At 75.0% G+C, this 13,527-nt stretch carries 9 protein-coding genes and 1 riboswitch; of the genes, 7 read left to right on the forward strand and 2 right to left on the reverse strand.

Going from position 1 to position 13,527, the window contains the following annotated elements:
- Position 1: 1 nt before the first annotated feature.
- Entirely contained in the window at positions 2-3,646 is a 3,645-nt protein-coding gene (locus AC0VX2_RS09875; RefSeq protein ID WP_475432580.1) for a bifunctional proline dehydrogenase/L-glutamate gamma-semialdehyde dehydrogenase, read from the reverse strand.
- 131 nt (positions 3,647-3,777) lie between these two features.
- On the opposite strand from AC0VX2_RS09875, the gene AC0VX2_RS09880 reads away from it, so the two are divergent.
- A complete protein-coding gene (locus tag AC0VX2_RS09880) occupies positions 3,778-4,827 on the forward strand; it encodes an agmatine deiminase family protein (protein ID WP_145950681.1) in 1,050 nt (349 codons plus the stop codon).
- Here AC0VX2_RS09880 and AC0VX2_RS09885 read toward each other — a convergent pair.
- Entirely contained in the window at positions 4,793-6,079 is a 1,287-nt protein-coding gene (locus AC0VX2_RS09885; protein WP_144825959.1) for an AI-2E family transporter, read from the reverse strand. The two genes, AC0VX2_RS09880 and AC0VX2_RS09885, sit on opposite strands and share 35 nt — an antisense overlap.
- 46 nt (positions 6,080-6,125) lie before the next feature.
- Positions 6,126-6,231, forward strand: a riboswitch (TPP riboswitch).
- 66 nt (positions 6,232-6,297) lie between these two features.
- On the opposite strand from AC0VX2_RS09885, the gene AC0VX2_RS09890 reads away from it, so the two are divergent.
- The 6 genes from AC0VX2_RS09890 to AC0VX2_RS09915 all read left to right on the forward strand — a co-directional run bounded on the left by AC0VX2_RS09890 (position 6,298) and on the right by AC0VX2_RS09915 (position 13,371).
- Entirely contained in the window at positions 6,298-7,365 is a 1,068-nt protein-coding gene (locus tag AC0VX2_RS09890; protein ID WP_144825960.1) for a thiamine ABC transporter substrate-binding protein, read from the forward strand.
- A complete protein-coding gene (locus AC0VX2_RS09895; protein WP_041102656.1) occupies positions 7,365-9,095 on the forward strand; it encodes an ABC transporter permease in 1,731 nt (576 codons plus the stop codon). The genes AC0VX2_RS09890 and AC0VX2_RS09895 overlap by 1 nt, the downstream gene beginning before the upstream one ends.
- A complete protein-coding gene (locus tag AC0VX2_RS09900) occupies positions 9,095-9,796 on the forward strand; it encodes an ABC transporter ATP-binding protein (RefSeq protein ID WP_036316162.1) in 702 nt (233 codons plus the stop codon). The genes AC0VX2_RS09895 and AC0VX2_RS09900 overlap by 1 nt, the downstream gene beginning before the upstream one ends.
- Positions 9,793-10,299 carry a TetR family transcriptional regulator gene (locus AC0VX2_RS09905; protein ID WP_002857997.1) on the forward strand — a complete coding sequence of 169 codons (507 nt, stop codon included), beginning with the start codon at positions 9,793-9,795 and terminating at the stop codon, positions 10,297-10,299. Before AC0VX2_RS09900 ends, AC0VX2_RS09905 begins: the two co-directional genes overlap by 4 nt.
- A gap of 212 nt (positions 10,300-10,511) precedes the next feature.
- The gene (locus AC0VX2_RS09910) at positions 10,512-11,867 is read left to right on the forward strand and encodes an RNase H family protein (protein WP_063188895.1); all 1,356 of its coding nucleotides are present in this window, start codon (positions 10,512-10,514) and stop codon (positions 11,865-11,867) included.
- Between the two features lie 61 nt (positions 11,868-11,928).
- A complete protein-coding gene (locus AC0VX2_RS09915) occupies positions 11,929-13,371 on the forward strand; it encodes an alanine/glycine:cation symporter family protein (RefSeq protein ID WP_101966112.1) in 1,443 nt (480 codons plus the stop codon).
- The last annotated feature ends 156 nt before the right edge of the window (positions 13,372-13,527 follow it).

Below are 13,527 nucleotides of genomic sequence, written 5' to 3' on the forward strand. Positions count from 1 at the left end.
GTCACAGGACCCCCTCGGTCAGATGGTCCGGCGTGCCGAACCGGTGGGCGGTCACGGACACGGCCTGTTCGTGCAGGAACGGCAGCAGCTCCACCTCGCCGGCGCTCACCACGGGGCCAGCGTAGACCGCCACGTTGGGGGTGTCGCCGAGCGCCGCGTGGAGCGCGCTCCGCGCCGCCTCGGCCGCCTCCCGGTCGCCGGCCCAGTCGGCGACGAGCCGGATCCGTGCGTCGCCGCCGCCCTCCGCTGCGGGCGGGATGAGGGCCAGCCGCCGGGCGCGGTCGTGGAACGCGGCGTCGTCCTCGACGACGACGTCCACCGGCGCGGACGTGCCGGCACCCTCCGTGCGGACGGACCGGACCAGCTCCTCCACCCGGCCGCGCACGGCCTCGGCCGAGAGCCCGTCCGCGTCGGGCCCCTCCGCGGTGGGGGTCGGGCGCAGGCTCACGGTCATGGGCGCCCCGGCGCGCAGGCCGGCGGAGACGATGCGCAGCAGGTGGTCGGCGGGCCCCGAGTGCCGGCGCACGAGGACCGGGGTGGGGACGTGACGCAGCACGTTCCGCTCGGCCTCGAGCGCGGAGACGTCCGTGGCCACCCCGAACACGGTGGTCCACGCGTGGGTGTCGAGGGCGCGGGCGGTCTCGAGCCAGGATGCGCCCGCACCGTCGGCCTCGGCCCCGGGCCGTCCCTCTCCCCCGGCCCACGTGGGCGCGTCCTCCCAGTCCACGAGGCCATGCAGGTAGTGCGGCCCGCCGGCCTTCGTGGTGGGGCCGACGACGGAACGCTTCCAGCCGCCGAAGGGCTGGCGGCGCACGATGGCCCCGGTGATGCCGCGGTTCACGTAGAGGTTGCCGGCGCGCACGCCGCGCAGCCACACGTCGATCTCCTCCCGGTCCAGCGAGTGCAGCCCGGAGGTGAGGCCGTAATCCACGGCGTTCACGATCCCGATCGCCTCCTCGAGCGTCTCGGCCGTCATCACGGCCAGCACGGGGCCGAAGTACTCGGTGAGGTGGGCGTCGGCGCCGGGGCGGACGCCGGAGCGGATGCCCGGGCTCCACAGGCGACCCGTCTCGTCCAGCTGCCGCGGACGCAGGGCCCACCGCTCCCCCGGGCCGAGCTCGGTGAGCCCGCGACGCAGCTTCTCGCCGGGGGCCTCGATCACGGGGCCCATCTCGGCGCGCGGGTCCACGGGGTGCGCCACGTGCAGGGACGAGGCCGCGTCCAGCAGCTGCCGGTGGAAGCGCTCGGAGGTGCCCACGGAGCCGACGAGCACCACGAGGGAGGACGCCGAGCACTTCTGGCCGGCGTGACCGAACGCGGACTGGACCACGTCCTTCGTGGCCAGGTCCAGATCCGCGGACGGGGTCACGATCACGGCGTTCTTGCCGGAGGTCTCGGCGAGCAGGTGCAGGTCGGGGCGCATCCCCTTGAACAGCCGTGCGGTGTCCCAGCTGCCGGTGAGGATGAGCCGCTCGACGGCCGGGTCGGTCACGAGCGCCGCGCCGACCTCCGCCTCGTCCTCGTCCGCCAGCGTCACCAGGCGCACGAGGTCCGCGGGGTCGTGCCCGGCGAGCGGGCCGCCGTCGTCGAACAGCCCCGAGTCCCGCAGCCCGGCCACGATCAGCTCCCACGCGACCGCGCCCGTCCGCTCGGACTGCGGGGCCGGCTTGAACACCACGGGCGAGCCGGCGCCGAGCGCGGCAAGGACGCCCCCGACCGGGATGGCCACGGGGAAGTTCCACGGCGGGATCACCAGGGTCAGGCGGACGGGCACGGCGCGGGCGCCCTCCACCGCGTCCAGGCCGCGGGCCAGGCGCGCGTAGTAGTGCGCGAAGTCCACGGCCTCGGAGACCTCGGGGTCGCCCTGGTCCAGGGTCTTGCCGGTCTCGGCGGCGGCCACCTCCAGCAGGCGGGCCCGGCCGGCGTGCAGGGCCCGTCCGACGGCGTCCAGCGCGTCGGCGCGCTCGTGGCCGGTGAGCGCGCCCCAGCGGGCGCCGGGGTCGGCGGTGGCGGCGATGGCGGCACGGGCGTCGTCGGCCGTGGTGGCGCGGTGGGCGCGGACGGTGTCCGTCCCGAGGTCCGAGCCCGGGACGGCCGCGAGGATCCGGCGGGCCCACTCCCGGTTGCCGGGCAGCGCGGGGTCCGTGTCCGGGGTGTTGGCGAAGCCGTCCACGGGGGCGGGGGTCGGCCCGTCCTCCCCGCGGGACCGGTCCTGGAGGCGGTTCGGACGGGTCACGGCCGCGTCCAGGTGGCGCAGCGAGGCGCGGAAGCGCTCCTCCTCGCGGGCGAACAGGTCCGCGTCCGCGTCCAGGTCGAACACGGCGGACATGAAGTTCTCCGGGGAGGCGCCCTCCTCGAGGCGGCGCACGAGGTAGGAGATCGCCACGTCGAACTCCTCGGGCCGCACCACGGGCGTGTAGAGCAGCAGGGCGCCGACGTCGGCCCGGACGGCGGCGGCCTGGCCGGTGGCCATGCCGAGCAGCATCTCGAACTCCACCGCGGCCGGGTCGAGCCCGCGGCGCTCGATCAGCCGGTGGGCCAGGGCGACGTCGAAGAGGTTGTGCCCGGCCACGCCGATGCGCACGTGGGCCAGATGCTCCGGGGTGAGCGCGTAGTTGAGCACGCGCTTGTAGTTGGTGTCCGCCTCCTGCTTCGAGCCCACCGTGGCCAGCGGCCAGCCCGTCAGGGAGGCCTGCATCCGCTCCATGGGCAGGTTGGCGCCCTTGACCACGCGCACCTTGACCGGGGCGCCGCCGGCGGCGACGCGGCGCGCGGCCCACTCCTGCAGGCGCACCATGGCCGCGAGCGCGTCCGGCAGGTAGGCCTGCAGCACGATGCCGGCCTCGTAGTCGCGCAGGCCCGGCTGCTCGAGCAGGGCGGTGAACACGTTGAGCGTGAGGTCGAGGTCGCGGTACTCCTCCATATCCAGGTTGATGAAGGTGTCCCGATCCCGGGCGAGCTCGAACAGCGGGGTGAGCCGCTCGGTGATGTCCGCGACGGCCTCGTCGAACGCGTAGGGCGCGTGCGGGGCGGTGGCGGCGGAGACCTTCACGGACACGTAGTCGACGTCGTCGCGGCGGATCAGCGCGGCGATGCCCTCGAGCCGGCGGTCCGCCTCGCCCTGGCCGAGGATCGCCTCGCCCAGCAGGTTGATGTTCAGCCGGGTGCCCTCGTCGCGCAGGGCCGCGATGGCCTTGCCGAGCTGTCGGTCCCGCGCGTCGACGATCAGGTGGGAGACCATGTGCCGCAGCACGCGGCGGGCCGTGGGGACGGCGATGCGCGGCACGAGCGGGGCGGCGCGGCCGCCGACGCCGAGGACGGCGCGCAGGGCCGGGGGCAGGAAGCCGGGGGCGCGGCCGGCGAGCTCCCGCAGCGCCCGGGCGGCGATCGCGGGGTCCTCGGGGCGGACCACGTGGTCCACGAAGCGCACGATGAAGTCGAGTCCGCCCGACTCCTTCAGGGCGCCCGCCAGCTGGCGGGCCGCGAAGTCGGCCTCGTGGTCCCGGGACTCGGCGAGCCAGCGCCGCACCTGCACGACGGCATCGTCGGCGAGGGCGTGCAGGTCGGCGGGGTCGGGGATCCCGCCGGTCGCGCCGAGGACCCGGTCGAGATCGTCATGGTCCTGGGCGGAGAACATCGCGGTCATGGCCGCACTCTGCACGTGTTCCGGGTCACAGGTCAAACCGCCGCGGCTTCCTGTCAGACGCCTATGCTCGATGGACATCCCCTCGCCGCGCGCCCGCGCGTCGCCGCCGTCTTCCCAGGAGCCCGTCCGCCATGGCCGCCGTCGACCCCGCCCCCACCGACGCGCGGGAGCGCCGGGACCTCGTCGTGCCCGTGCCCGGACCCGAGGACCCGCCCGAGCGGGCCTGGCTCGTCCTGCCCCACCGCCACCCGGTGCCGACGCTGCTGGAGGAGACGCGGGACGCCGTCGTGGGCCTGGCCGAGACGCTCGCCGCCGTGCTGCCGGTCACCGTGCTCGCCCACCCGCGCGACGCCGGGGCGGCGCGGCTGGTGCCCCCGGAGGTGGACCTGCTGCGCGCGCCCGTGGGCTCACCGCTGCTGGGCCGCACCGGGCCGAGCTTCGTCCGCCGCCCCGAGGGCCTGGCCGCCGTCGCCTGGCGCAGCGCCGCGGGACTGACCGGGACCGGGCCGCTCGACGGCGCGGCCGCGACGGCCGTGGCGGAGGCGGCGGGACTGCCGCTGCTCACCCCCCTGCTGTGCGCCCCGCGCGGGGCCTGGGTGACCGACGGCGAGGGGACGGCCGTGGTGGCCGCGGACCCCGTGCTGGACGGGCGGATCAACGGCGCGTGGACCCCCGGCCAGGTGGCCGCCGAGTTCGCCGCCCTGCTGGGGATCACCCGGGTGCTGTGGGTGCCGCCGGCACCGCGGCCGGACACCGGGCCGTGGGGCGGGCCCGGCCACCTGGCCTCGTGGGTGCGGCTGGGGGGCGACGGCGAGGCCGCCGTGCACTGGCGCGGCGACCGGTTCCACCCCGAGCACCCCTACGCGGCGGCGGCGCTGCGCTTCCTGCAGGGCGCCGACGACGCCGGCGGCCGGCCCCTGCGCGTGCGCACGGTGACCGGGGCGGCGCAGCCCGCCGAGTACGACCCGGCCGAGCGGGGCCCCCGCTCCCTCCTGGACACGCTGCCGCTGGGCGCGGCGGTGCTGCGGCCGGCGTTCGAGGACGCCGCGGGCGAGGAGGCCGCGGCCGCCGCGTGCGCGGCACTGCACCCGGGGCTGCCCCAGCTGTCGTTCCCCGCCCCGCCGCTGCTGCGGCTGGCCGGCGCGCTCAACGACCTGGTGCTGCTCCAGCCCCGCCCGTGACCTCCTCCGTCGCGGGGCCGTCGTCGTCCCCGCCGTCCGCGGGGGCGCGGTCCTCATCTCCCCCGTGCGCGTCGGAGCGCCAGGCCGCCGGGCGCAGCCGTTCCAGGAGCGAGGACTGACGGCGCTCCATCCCCTTCAGGTCCGAGGCGATGAGCGCATTGATCCAGCGGGCGTTCGGGTCGGCGTCGATCAGCACGGCCTTGGCCAGCAGCGTGCAGGGCAGCGCGAGGATGGCGCCGAGCGGGCCGAGGACCCAGGCCCAGAAGAGCAGGGAGAGGAAGCTGACGGTGGGGATCACGCCGATCGCGTCGCCGGCCACCTTGGGCTGGATCACGGACTGCAGCACGAAGTTCAGCACCGAGTAGCTGACCACCACCCACAGGAAGTCGGACCAGCCGCCCGCCGCCAGGCCCAGGACGGCCGGCGGCAGCAGGCCGATGATGAAGCCGATGTTCGGGATGTAGTTGGTGAGGAAGCTGAGCACGCCCCACACGAGCGCGAGCGGCACGCCGATCAGCATGAGGGCAATCACGTCCAGCACCGCCACGATCAGGCCGAACACCGTGGTGACCACCCAGTAGCGGCGCACGCCCTGGGCGAACTCGACCAGGGCGTGGCCGAACTCGTGGCGGGCGGTGCTGAGCAGGCGGACGCGGCGTTCGACGTCCATCGAGTCCATCGCGAGGAAGAACATGCCCATGATCACGGTGACGAGCAGGCCGAAGACCGCGTAGACGTTCGTGGCGATCTTCGTGATGGCGCTGACGGCCGTCCCGGTGACGGCACTCATGTCGATCGAGGCCAGCTGCTGGGACACCATGTCCGGGGTCACGCCGCGCTCGTTGAGCCAGTGCGAGACGTCCAGGACGATCTGCTGGAAGCGGTCCGCGTACTTCGGCAGCTCCGCCACCAGCTCGAGGCCGGACCACACCATCATGCCCCCGAACACGGCCATCACCGCGACGACCAGCAGGACGGTGGTGGCGGCCCCGAGCACGGGGTGCAGGCCCCGGCGGATGAGCCAGGCCTGCAGGGGGTAGGCCACGATCACGAGGTTCAGCCCCAGGAAGACGGGCGCCGCGATGGAGGCGATCCCCTGGAAGAACTGCACCACCAGCACCAGGCCCGCGAGCGTCAGGACGATCACCAGCATGCGCGGCCACATGCGGTGGGGGCGGCGGATGTCCCAGTCGGAGGCGGGGCTGGACGAGGCGGGCGGCGGGGTCACCCCCGCGGGCTGTGCGGCGCTCACGCGGGCAGTCTATGCGCGGGCCGGACGGGGTAGGGTCGGGACCAGTCCACATCGACAGGGGAGCGCCCGCGCGGCGCTGAGAGTGCGGTCCGCCGCAGACCCTCGAACCTGCTCCGGTCCGCACCGGCGAAGGAAGTCGAGTCTCCCGGTCGACGTCGTCCCGGGATTCCGGTGGCGGCCTCGTCCCGGCCCCTCCGCCGTCCCAGAGGAGAACCGCCATGTCCCGCACCCCGCACCGCGCCCTCGCCGCCCTCTCGGTGGCCGCCCTCGCCCTCACCGGCTGTTCGGTGTCCGGCTCGTCCGGCGACGGGGCGTCGTCGTCCGCCTCCGGCGCCGGCGGCGGCGAGCCGACGACGGTGACGATCATGACGCACGACTCGTTCAACCTGCCCCAGGAGCTCGTCCAGAAGTTCGAGCAGGAGTCCGGCTACACCCTGAAGACCACGGCCCCCGGCGACGCCGGCAGCGTGGTGAACCAGCTCCTGCTGGCCAAGGACGAGCCCACCGTGGACGGCGTCTACGGCGTGGAGGACCACTCGGCGCACCGCCTCGTCCGCGAGGGCGTCGTCGCCGAATACACCCCGCAGGACCTGCCCGCCTCCGCGCAGGACCGGATGGTGGAGGACCGCATGACCCCGGTGGACCAGGGCCAGGTGTGCTTCAACACGGATCCGGCATGGTTCGAGGCCCACGACGTCGAGGCCCCCACCTCGATCGACCAGCTCGACGACCCCGAGTACGCGAAGCTGACGGTCGCCACCTCCCCCGTGGCCTCCTCCCCCGGCCTGGCGCTGCTCGCGGCCACCACGGAGAAGTACGGCGACGACGGCTGGCAGGACTGGTGGCGGGGCCTGATGGAGAACGGGGGCAAGGTCGCCGACAGCTGGTCCGACGCCTACAACTCGGACTTCTCCGGCGGCGAGGGCAAGGGTCGGTTCCCGGTGGTGCTCTCCTACTCCTCCTCCCCCGCGTTCGCCCCCGAGACCGAGGTGATCGAGGACTCCTGCACCCCGCAGGTCGAGTACGCCGGCGTGCTCGAGGGCGCGAAGAACCCCGAGGGCGCGCAGGCGTTCGTGGACTTCATGCTCACCGAGGAGGTCCAGTCCGCCCTGCCCGAGTCGATGTACATGTACCCGATCGACGAGTCGGTGCAGCTGCCCGAGGAGTGGGCGCAGAACGCGCCGCTCGTCGAGGACGCCATCACCCCGGACCCCGCCCGCATCGACGAGCGCCGCGAGGACCTGCTGAAGGAGTGGACCGCCCTGTCCGAGGCCTCCCGGCGCTGATGTCCGCGCTCACCGAGGTCGCGGCCCCCGGCACGGACCTGCCGCGCCGGCGGGCCCGCGGCCGGGGGGACGGGCTCGGCCCGTGGTGGCTGGTGGCCGCCGTCCTGCCGGTCGCCTTCCTGCTCGTCTTCTTCGCGTGGCCCGTGGCGGCCATGCTCTGGCGCGGGATCGGCGGCGACGCCGACGCGTTCACCGGCGCCGTGGACCTCACCGCCTTCGGGGAGACCCTCGCCCGCGAGCGCACGTGGCGCATCCTCGGCCAGACGCTCGGCATGGCCGCCGCCGGCACGGTGGTCTCGGTGGCGCTCGGCCTGCCGACCGCGTTCGTGCTGCACCGGCGTCGCATCCCGGGGCGGGCCGTGCTCCGCGCCCTCGTGCTCGTGCCGTTCGTGCTGCCCACGGTGGTGGTCGGCGTCGCGTTCCGCGCCCTGCTCGCCCCCGGCGGACCGCTCGGCTTCACCGGGCTGGACCAGACGACCACCGCCGTCGTGCTGGCCATGGTCTTCTTCAACGTGTCCGTGGTGGTGCGCCAGGTGGGCGCGCTGTGGAACGCGCTGGACCCGCGCCAGACCGAGGCCGCCCGCACCCTGGGCGCCTCGCCGTGGCGGGCGTTCCGCACCGTGACGCTGCCCCAGCTCGCCCCGGCGATCGCCGCGAGCGCGGCGCTGGTGTTCCTGTTCTGCGCGTCCGCGTTCGGCATCGTCCAGACGCTCGGCCGGCCCGGCTACGGCACGCTCGAGTCGGAGATCTGGGTGCAGACCTCCGTCTACCTGGACCTGCGGACCGCGGCGGTGTTCTCCGTGCTGCAGTTCGCGGTGGTGCTGGCCGCCGTCGTGGTCTCCGGCGTGACGGCGGCGCGCACCCAGCGGGCGCTGCGCCTGCGGGAGACGCCGCCGGCCCGGCTCACGCGTGCGGACGCGGTCCCGGTGGCCGTGATGCTCGCGGTGGTGGCGCTCGTGGTGGCCCCGATCCTCACGCTCGTGGTGCGCTCCTTCCACACCCGCCACGGCTGGGGGCTGGGCAACTACCGGCTGCTGTCCACGAGCGCGGGCAGCGGGTTCGTGGGCGGGTCGACGCCGGCCCAGGCGCTCGAACAGTCCCTGCGGGTGGCCGTGGACGCCACGCTCGTGACGCTCGTGGTGGCCGTGCCGCTGGCGCTGCTGCTGACCCGGCCCTTCCGCTCACGCGCCGCGCTGGCGGCCCAGCGGGCCCTCGACGGCGCCCTGCTCCTGCCGCTCGGGGTGTCCGCGGTGACCGTGGGCTTCGGCTTCGTCGTGTCCCTGCGGGCCGCGTTCCCGGAGCTGGCGGCCTCGGGCGTGCTCGTGCCGCTGGCCCAGGCGGTGGTGGCGCTGCCGCTCGCGGTGCGGGCGCTCGTGCCCGTGCTCGCGGCGGTGGACCCGCGGCTGCGGGAGGCCGCGCGCACCCTCGGGGCGGGCCCGTGGCGGGTGCTGGCCACGGTGGACGGTCCGTTCCTCGCCCGCGGCGTGGGCGTGGCGGCGGGCTTCGCGTTCGCGGTGTCCCTGGGCGAGTTCGGGGCCACGAGCTTCCTGGCGAGCCCGTCCGCGCCCACCCTTCCGGTGCTGATCGCCCGGCTGCTGGGCCGGCCGGGCGCGGACAACTACGGGATGGCGCTCGCGGCGGCCACGGTGCTGGCCGTGCTGAGCGCCGGGATCATGCTGGTGTGCGAGCGGCTGCGCCCCCGGGGCCCGGCCGGGGCGGGAGGTCTCTGATGACGCCGACGACGACGGGGGCCTCCCTCCGGCTGCGGGATGTGGCGATCCGCTACCCGGACGGCTCCACCCCCGTGCGGGGGACGGACCTGGACGTGGCCGCCGGGGAGATCGTGGCGCTCGTGGGCGCCTCCGGCTCGGGCAAGTCCACCATCCTGCGCGGGATCGCCGGGCTCGAGGACGTCGTGGCGGGCACGGTGGAGCTCGACGGGCGGGACGTGGCGGCGGTGCCGACGCACCGCCGGGGCGTGGGGATGGTGTTCCAGGACGGGCAGCTGTTCCCGCACCGGACCGTGGGCCGGAACGTGGCGTACGGCCTCGAGTCCGCCGGCTGGGACCGGGCCCGGCGGCGGGCACGCGTGGCCGAGCTGCTGGACCTGGTGGGCCTGACCGAGCTCACGGACCGGCCCGTGCAGCGACTCTCCGGTGGGCAGGCCCAGCGCGTGGCGCTCGCCCGGTCGCTGGCCCCGGCCCCGCGGGTGCTCCTGCTGGACGAGCCGCTGTCCGCGCTCGACGCGGACCTGCGCCGGCGCCTGGCCGAGGACATCCGGGCGGTGCTGCGGGCGGCGGGGACGACCGGCGTCGTCGTCACCCACGACCTCGCGGAGGCCGCCGTGATGGCCGACCGCACCGTGCGCCTCGGCGCGGGGGGACGCATCGCGGCGGAGGAGGACGGCCCGGCGGTAGCCTCTCAGGCATGACCCCGCCCGCACCCCGCCCCCGGCTGACCGCCCAGGACGTGGTGGACGCCGCCGTCGGGATCCTGCAGGACTTCGGCATGGGCGACCTGTCCATGCGGCGCGTGGCCGGGGTGCTGGGCGTGCAGGCCTCCGCGCTGTACTGGCACGTGCCGGACAAGCAGTCGCTGCTGGCGCGGGTGGCGGACCGGATCGTCGCCGAGGCGGAGGAGACCGTGCGCGCCCGCCGCGTCACGGACCTGGCGGGCCGCGCCGAGGCCGCGGAGGCCGCCCTGCTGCGGCACCGGGACGGGGCGGACGTGGTGCTCTCCGCCCTCGCGCTCGGGCTGGGCGGCCTCGGCCTGCACCGTCTGCTCACCGAGGCGGCGGACACCCCGGAGGACGGGGAGCGGGCCCTGGCGCTGCTGCTGGGCACCGTGTCCCTGCGGCAGCAGCGCGCGCAGGCGCAGGCGCTCGGCGTGCCGACCGGCCCGGACGTGCAGCGGCACCGCACGGACCCGCTCTGACGCCTCGTCCGACGCGGCCGCGCGGGAGGCCGAGGAGAGGAGACCTGCCTCCTCACAGGTGCGCTCGGTAAGGTCGCCCAGAGCAGAACAGGTCGGGACGGGTCGTCCCCTTCGTCCACGGCGATCCCGCCCGACCGCCGCAGGACCAGCATGGCCCGCCGGACCCGGCTCACAGTTCCGGCGCGGTCCCCTTCGACACAGCCGGCGAAGCCATGGGAGCACGGATCAACCACCCGCGGACGGTCGTGGACCGGACGCTGCATCACGACGTCGAGCCCGCACACCCCGCGGCGCTCGTCGACGTGGGCTGGGACTTCCGTGGCCCGGGCGCCAAGGCGGAGGAGCAGCACCGCCCGCTGCGCGTGGTCCGTGCCCGCCGGCCTCGGGGCACCCCGCGGGACCGGAACGGCGTCGACCTCACGCGCACCGGCCCCGTCGTCCCCCGCCCCTCCCCGCCGCGCACCCGGATCCGCCGGGACGGCGTCCGCGTGGTGGCCAGCCCGCTGGCCATGCTGCCCGGCGTGGACCACGGCCCCGCCCTCCGCCTGGACCTGCACCCGACGACGGGGGGCATCGTCTACGTGGCCCGCGAGCTCGAGCTGCGCGAGCTCGGCGACGACGTCCGCGGCCACGTCTACACCGGGATGGTCGGCACGGCGCATCTGAGCGTCTTCTGGTCCACCGTCACCGTCGACCTGCCACCGGAGCGCCCGGTGATCGTGCGGCTGCGCTCGGACCGGGACGCCGAGCTGCTCGCCCTGCTCGAGGTCCTCGCCCCCGTGGACACGCGCGTGGTCTCCTACCGGCTCGACGAGTCCCCCGTGGGCACGCAGCGCTCCAGCTACCTGCTGCCGGACGTGGACCCGGAGACGGTCGCCCAGACGGGCGCGGCCCGGATCCCGCTCGAGGCCATCGAGGCCGCCCAGGAGGAGGAGGACGCGCTGCGCCGCTCCTCCGGCGTCTTCCTCTCCCGCCGCCGCACGGACCGCTTCCTGCGCCGCAACCTGCCCGGGGTGACCCACAGCCTCACGTTCGCGGACGAGGCGGACGTGACGGACGTGTACGTGGACGGCTCCGTGCTGCGCGGCTCCCGCATCGGCGGGGCGGCCGCCGTCGCCGGGCCGAGCATGTGGGCCGTGCAGGCCGTGGCCGGGGCCACGATGCCGCTCGAGGTGGAACTCGAGGCGCTCGTGCTGGGGCACGTGATCTGCGCGTGGGCGGGCACCCCCGGCGGCCGGGTCACCATCCACTCGGACTCGCGCGCCGCGCTGGCCCTGCTCAACGCCGCCCGCCGCGAGCGGCTCACCCTCGGCGGCGCCCGGGGCGAGCGCATCCGCCGCACCCTGCGGCGCCTGCTGGCCGCCGTCGACCTGGCGCAGGCCGCGGACGTCCAGGTGGACACCACGTGGGTCAAGGGCCACGTGGGCGTGCACGGCAACGAACTGGCCGACGACCTCGCCCGGGCCGCCGCCCGCCATGCCAGCGTCGGCACCCCCGAGGGGGACCTGCCCGAGCGGATGGGGCAGCTGATCCAGCTCCGCGTCGAGGACGACGCCGCCGCCGGCTGACCCCGGCCCCCGATTCCCCGTCCTCCGCCCCAGCCTCTAAGGTGGGGCTGTGGAAGCGACAGTGGAACAGATCACAGCGGCCATCTCGGCCCTCAACGACAAGTACTGGTACGTCGTGATGGCGCTGCTCTTCGTGGCCGGGGTGTGGTTCACCATCCGGACCGTGGGCGTGCAGGTGCGCATGCTCCCGGAGATGCTGCGGTCGGTGACGGCCAAGTCCCAGACCGGGTTCGAGAACGACGGCGTGAGCCCGTTCCGCGCCTTCACCATCTCGGCGGCCTCGCGCGTGGGCACCGGCAACGTGGCCGGCGTGGCGATCGCGATCGTGATCGGCGGCCCGGGCGCCGTGTTCTGGATGTGGCTGCTGGCGATCATCGGCGGCGCCACCGCCTTCGTCGAGTCCACGCTGGCCCAGCTGTACAAGCAGAAGGGCGCAGACGGCTACTTCGGCGGCCCCGCGTACTACATCCGCGACGGTCTGGGCGCGAAGTGGCTGGCGGCCGTGTTCGCCGTCGCCATCACCGTGACCTACGGCTTCGTGTTCAACGCCGTGCAGTCCAACTCGATCTCCGAGTCCGTGCAGGCCAACTGGGGCGCGTCCTCCACCACCGCGTGGATCGTGGGCCTGGGCCTGGCCGCCCTCACCGGCCTCGTGATCTTCGGCGGCGTGCGCCGGCTCTCGGCCGTGACCAACGTGCTGGTCCCCGTGATGGCCACGTTCTACATCTTCCTGGCCCTGATCGTGATGGTCGTCAACATCACCGAGGTCCCGGGCATGATCGCGCTGATCGTGGGCCACGCCTTCGGCCTGCGCGAGGTCGCGGGCGCCGCCGTCGGCATGACGATGGTGATGCAGGGCGTGCGCCGCGGCATGTTCTCCAACGAGGCCGGCATGGGCTCCGCCCCGAACGCCGCCGCCACCGCGGCCGTCTCCCACCCGGCCAAGCAGGGCTTCGTGCAGTCCCTGGGCGTCTACTTCGACACCCTGATCGTGTGCTCGGCCACCGCGTTCGTCATCCTGCTCTCCAACCCGGCCTACGGACGCGGGGAGGCGCTCGGCATGCAGGTGACCCAGGGTGCGCTCCAGCAGGCCGTGGGCGCGTGGGCCGGCCCGGCGCTGACCGTCATCATCTTCTTCCTGGCCTGGTCCTCCGTGCTGGGCAACACCTACTACGGCGAGGCCAACATCCGGTACCTGGCCGGCCGCCACGCGGGTCGGGCCATCACCGTGTTCCGCGTGCTCGTGCTGGTGTGCGTGGTCGGCGGCGCGCTGGGCTCCGTGGCGCTGGTGTGGAACCTCGCGGACACGTTCGCGGCCCTCATGGCGACCATCAACCTCGTGGCGATCATCCCGCTGGGCGGGCTGGCCGTGAAGCTGCTCCGGGACTACGAGCGCAAGCTCAAGGCGGGCATGGATCCGGGCTTCCACCTCTCCGACCTGCCCGAGGCGCGGAACGTGGCCCTCTGGCGGGACGAGCCGAAGACCTCCCCGCTCCAGGACTGACGCCCCTCCCTCCCCCGCGTTTCGAGGCGGGATATCGACCCCATCCGGCTGCCGCGGGCGGCCGTGGGGTGGATATCCCGCCTCGATGCGTGAGGAGGCCCGGTCTGGACACCGCGCGGGGGCCGGCGCCTAGGTTGAGGCGCACCCGACCGGCCA

Source organism: Micrococcus sp. iso_239, from assembly GCF_056173395.1.